Below are 5,089 nucleotides of genomic sequence, written 5' to 3'. Positions count from 1 at the left end.
ATTGGACTTTGCAACCTCTCCTGCAATGTATCTTTCTATTATCCTGGCTGACTCTTCTGAATCTATTCTCATTGCATCATCCGGACTCTTCAGATAATCTGATTTTTCCATTGCCCTCACCTTTTTCCGGTTATTTCATAAGCAAGTATCTTTTTTATTCCGATTCCTTCCATTTCAGCAAGTGCAGCATCGCCTGTTTCTTTGGTAATTCCTTTTATTGAGTCCTCAACAAGATAAACCTCAAGCCCGTGCTTTCTCAGCCCGATTGCAGCGTTCTTTACGCAGTAGTCAGTTGCAACTCCATACACAACTGCAATCTCCGGCTTCAGAATCTTTAATGTTTTTTCTATATTGGGATTATCAAACACATCTGTAGTTTGCTTTTCAAAATAAGTATTCCTGTGGTTATTCAGAATTTCTTCAAGTTCTCCCGGCGCATACTGCCTGTTTTCAATAAAGAGAACATTTTTAGGGGAACTATGCCGTATTTTCCGCTGCCCGTATGTTCCATCCATGCAATGCTCAGGGAACTGCCCGCCATTTGAAATCAGTTCAACATCGCTTTTGAAATGCCTGTCAACTGAACCAAGAATCCGGATGCTGTTTTTTTCTGCATACATTGTTAAATCTTCAAGGTTATGTATTATTGATTCTGCATTGTTTATGTACAGCGCGCCTTTTATGACATTATTTTTGTCATCACAGAATGCCTGCTGCATAAAATCATGCTGGGTGTCTACATCAAAAAAAATTACTTTGCTTTTATCTTTTCCATTTAATGCATCAATCAGTTCATTTTCCATTTTTCTCACCTTTTCTCAGCGATAATTATTGCAGTTGAATCAGGATAGTTTGCAGGCACGTATATCCCGTCTTTTTTTTCTAAAAGCGAGACATCCTTCTCATATTTGCATTTTAAAAAATCAATCAGGTATGACTGTGCATCGACTATCTGCATTCCATTTCTTTCCAGAATATCACAATACTCCGAAAGATTGAGAATTCCAAACTGCTCCTTAACCTCGATTGCCCAGTTTTCCTTATAGAAATACTTGCTTAGGAATTCATAGGCATCTGCGCTGCCTAATTTTGGAAAGCCCGAATCTGAAGCAAGAGAATATGATATTTTTCTCGGCGTAAAATCATCTGCAAATTTTTTAAATGAATCTTTTGTTTCATTATTCCTGAACTTAAGGTAATATACCTGCGGAGTAGGCATAACGCCATCTCTTATTATTATTCTTCCTCCAGGAACAAGCATTTCACAGGCGTTTGAGACCGCTTTTTCAAGCGCCTCCATATGATAATTATTGTATGAATAAACTTCGTGTAGGACAGAAGACAGAATTATTGTGTCAATAGACTCATCCTCGAACCGTTTATTGAGAGCGTCTCCATAAAGTATAGTAACATTAGAAGTTGAATATTCTCTTCCCTTTGCCACAGAAAGCATTTGTTCAGAATTGTCAATGCCAATAATTGCGCTTTTGGGAAAATTCCTAGACAATAATTCAAGGACTGCCCCTGAACCGCATCCAATTTCTAATACGCGCTCCCCCTTTACATAAGGCATAAGCTTTTCTTTTTCAGGAATGCTTTTTTCCATTCCAGTAACATAAACTAAAAGCCCAAAGGGGGTATGATTGTTCCTTTCTATTGCGGTTTCCATCTTTTTAACCCGTTTTTGTTTATTTTACACTTACTTAAGTGTTATAATTACACTAAGTATTTAAACTTTCCTGTTTTTTTGACAGATTCCGGCATTTTTCAGAAATATTTAAAAGGGGCACGCTAATTCCAATTTAGCGGCAATTATGCGCCTGTAGCCTAGTCTGGATAGGGCAACAGCCCCCTAAGCTGTTTGTCGGGAGTTCAAATCTCCCCGGGCGCGTTTATTCTTTTGTTCTTTGAAGCGCACAATATGTTCCGCGATTATTGTATTTTCATAAGTATCGCGGTTATGCGGCTTTATGCCGCATCTGTTTCCATCCATGCTTTTCTAAAGGCTGGGTGCGCTAATCTCCCCGGGCGCGTTTATTTTCTTTAGTCATTTTATCTTTTTATAGAATATTTAAACATATCAAAATATATCAAAATGATACATTGATTCTGCGGAATTTCTCCAAATATGTCCTTTTTGCTGATTTTCTCTCGATTAAATTACATTTTCAAGATACCAGTATACTAAATAGAAACATTTATATATCAAAATGATATAATATCTGTATGCCAACAATGAAGAAAGACCGGCTAATTCACATCAGGATAGGCGAGCAGCTCAGGAAAGACATAGAAGAGCTAATAGAACAGGGAATATTCTCAAGCCAAACCGAACTTGCCCGCGAGGCAATAAGGACTCTCATTCTCAAATACAAGGAGCAGTATGAAAAAATCGGAGAGAGAAAAAGAAAATAGAGATGGACATCCAGAACAATAAGGCGGACGGGGAATCAGCTGAGAAGAGCAATGTATCCAACAACATCCTCTTCTGGTTTGCATTGTTCTTTGTGGTGATTTCCTGCTTTAATTTCTGGAATCTTTACGAGTCAATACCCAAAGAAGATGTAACTGCGCATGCAACCTCAAGCACAATAAGGCTTTGCATGGGAAGACCTTCTTCTGCAAATTCAATCAATCCTCTTGACTGGGGTGTAATGAGCGGAATTGAAAATCTTAGCGCATCTGCAACAAATCCTGCGGGGAATGAATATGTCAGGAATGTAACATTCAGCTATGCTGCAGAAGACGGATTAATGACTGATATCGGCGCAGACATAAATGACGGCGATACGGAGTATCAAAAAGAGCTGAATACAACCTCATTCTCTGATGGAAACTGCATCTACATTTTCCGCGCAAAAGCAACAAGCGAATGCGAGGATGCATCTAATACAAAATACCATGTATCAATAAATAATGTTAATGTTCCTCCGGTATGGAGCAACTACAACAACAGCCTCACCACGAACTTCTCGCTCTTCTCTTCCTGGACAGAGCTTCCAAATGTCACAATAGGAAAGCCGCATTATGGCATGATAAATTTCTTAAATATAATACTCAATGTTGATGATGCTAATCTTAACGCGAATGTTAATGTTTCAAAAAATAACATCAGCATAATGGTTGGAATTGAGCACTGCCTGAACAGGCCGGCAATAATATCTTTATACAATCTCTCTTTTATTTCCCCGAAGATAATGAGGGACAATGAACTATGCCCCGACATAGTCTGCCAGTTCTTAAGGTATGAAGACGGCAACATTACATTCTCTGTTACTGACTTTGGGCAGTCCCTGTCAACAAGGTATTATATTGCGGAGAATTCAAGCATTATTATCCGGGTATTTGATGACACTGACAATTACACGAGGTACATAAACCAGAATGTAAAATTCTATGCGAATTTCACAACTATAAATCAGACGACAATAAACGGGAGCAATGTTTTTTGCGAGGTTCAGTTTAATCTGTCTGGAGCATTCACATCGCCAATCAACATGACATTCAACCACTCCACCCTTTATTATGTGTACAACAGAAGCTTCAACAGGACCGGAACAAAAAACTGGAGGGTAATATGCAATGCAGAAGCAAGGGAGCTGGGAACTAAAAATGCAACAAGCAATTTTACAATTTCAAATCTTCCGCCCGTTCTGATATCCCTCATACCAAACCAGACATGGCTTCAGAATGCAATATTGACGGGTATGGACATGGATGACTATTTCATGGATCCTGAAGAGCAGCCAATGTGGTATGACCACAGTGCAGTAAGCGATATTGAAATTTCATTTGATGAATACAACATTGTTACATTGACTCCGAGGCGCGCCTGGTTTGGAAACAGGAGCGTTGTATTTTATGCTTATGATGACTATAATGCGAGTGCTGAGAGCAATCTTGTCCAGCTTACTGTGCTTTATGTTCCGCCGTCCCAGTCAAGTCGATCAACAGGCTCTTCATCGGGAGAAGAGCCCTGCGCTTCAAACTGGAGCTGCAGCAACTGGGGCCCTTGCCTTTATACAAACATAAGCGCAAGAAAATGCATTGACATTAACGGCTGCGAGGACAACAGGACAAGACCGCTTGAGTACTGGAAATGCATTTATGTTCCAACATGCTATGACCTTATGAAAAACAACGGCGAAACAGGGGTTGACTGCGGGGGATTGTGCCTGCCCTGCCCCTTATGCACTGACTTAATTCAAAACCACGGCGAGGAAGGAATTGACTGCGGGGGATTGTGCCTGCCCTGCCCCTCATGCAGCGATGGAATCAGGAATCAGGATGAAACAGGGATTGACTGCGGAGGGCAATGCTCATCATGCAGCCTTATTGAGATACCTGCATACCCGACAAGCAGGAAACCGCTGATTGCGATAATAATAACAATATCAATTATACTTTTGACTTTAATAAACCGGAAGAGAATAGAAAATGCTGTAAGCAAGATGGTTGAAAAATACAGATTATTGCACAAAGCCAAAATAAGCAGGAAAGACAGAATTTTGGAAGCAAAGGAAAAGGCACTGCTTGAGCTTGACAAGCTTGTCAAAGAGCCTGCCGGAAGGAAATCTGCAGAAGGGGCCAAGGAGCTTTCCTTTATAATGAGGGTTTTCCTTAAAGAAGTGTTTCAGCTGAATTATGAATTCACCTCAAAGGAATTCTTAAAAGAGGTGAGCAAGAGCGAGCTCAGCAGGCGCATGAAGTTCCTTTCCGCAAGCTTCTTCAATAAGATTGAGCAGATGGAATTTTCAGGATTCAGAGTTGGCAAGGAAGAGCTTAACGGATTGATAGGCCAGGGGAAGACAATAATCTCTGCTGTTGCATATGAGCTTTCCGAAATAGCTGAAAAGCAGGGGGCGCAGGAAACTATCCCGGCAAAAGCTTCATCTTCAAGGATAGCAGATAATTCCCTAAAAATTTTGGAAGCCAGCGAAAATGGGCTTTTTGATGAGGTAAGATCTCTTATTGATAAGGCTGAAAATGCAATAAACCGCAGGAAAATTGATGAGGCACACTTAATTTATAATGAGATAAATCCGCTTTACAGAACCCTTGAGATTGAGGAAAAGGAAAAGCTAAGAGA

4 protein-coding genes and 1 tRNA gene are annotated in these 5,089 nt (G+C 40.1%); 3 read left to right on the top strand and 2 right to left on the bottom strand.

The annotated features are described in order from the left end of the window. Positions 1-116: 116 nt before the first annotated feature. On the bottom strand, positions 117-803 hold the full coding sequence (locus NTV63_01100; GenBank protein ID MCX6709535.1) for an isochorismatase family protein: 687 nt from the start codon (positions 801-803) through the stop codon (positions 117-119). A 5-nt stretch (positions 804-808) separates the two neighbouring features. Next, a complete protein-coding gene (locus NTV63_01095) occupies positions 809-1,669 on the bottom strand; it encodes a methyltransferase domain-containing protein (GenBank protein ID MCX6709534.1) in 861 nt (286 codons plus the stop codon). A gap of 147 nt (positions 1,670-1,816) precedes the next feature. Here NTV63_01095 and NTV63_01090 point away from each other — a divergent pair. The 3 genes from NTV63_01090 to NTV63_01080 all read left to right on the top strand — a co-directional run. After that, a tRNA-Arg gene (locus NTV63_01090) sits at positions 1,817-1,891 on the top strand. Positions 1,892-2,226: 335 nt separating this feature from the next. Beyond that, a complete protein-coding gene (locus NTV63_01085) occupies positions 2,227-2,415 on the top strand; it encodes a ribbon-helix-helix domain-containing protein (protein MCX6709533.1) in 189 nt (62 codons plus the stop codon). A 2-nt stretch (positions 2,416-2,417) separates the two neighbouring features. Beyond that, positions 2,418-5,089: hypothetical protein (locus tag NTV63_01080; GenBank protein ID MCX6709532.1), on the top strand; the 2,672-nt coding region annotated here is incomplete at its 3' end.

The sequence above is a fragment of the Candidatus Woesearchaeota archaeon genome, assembly GCA_026394965.1.
In the GTDB taxonomy this organism is placed as follows: domain Archaea; phylum Nanobdellota; class Nanobdellia; order Woesearchaeales; family 0-14-0-80-44-23; genus JAPLZQ01.
This window is presented reverse-complemented; position numbering and strand designations above follow the sequence as displayed.

Bases quoted from the DNA above. Each gene is read 5' to 3' on its own strand.
- NTV63_01095 (MCX6709534.1), bottom strand. From the start codon at position 1,669: ATGGAAACCGCAATAGAAAGGAACAATCATACCCCCTTTGGGCTTTTA.
- NTV63_01085 (MCX6709533.1), top strand. From the start codon at position 2,227: ATGCCAACAATGAAGAAAGACCGGCTAATTCACATCAGGATAGGCGAG.
- NTV63_01100 (MCX6709535.1), bottom strand. From the start codon at position 803: ATGGAAAATGAACTGATTGATGCATTAAATGGAAAAGATAAAAGCAAA.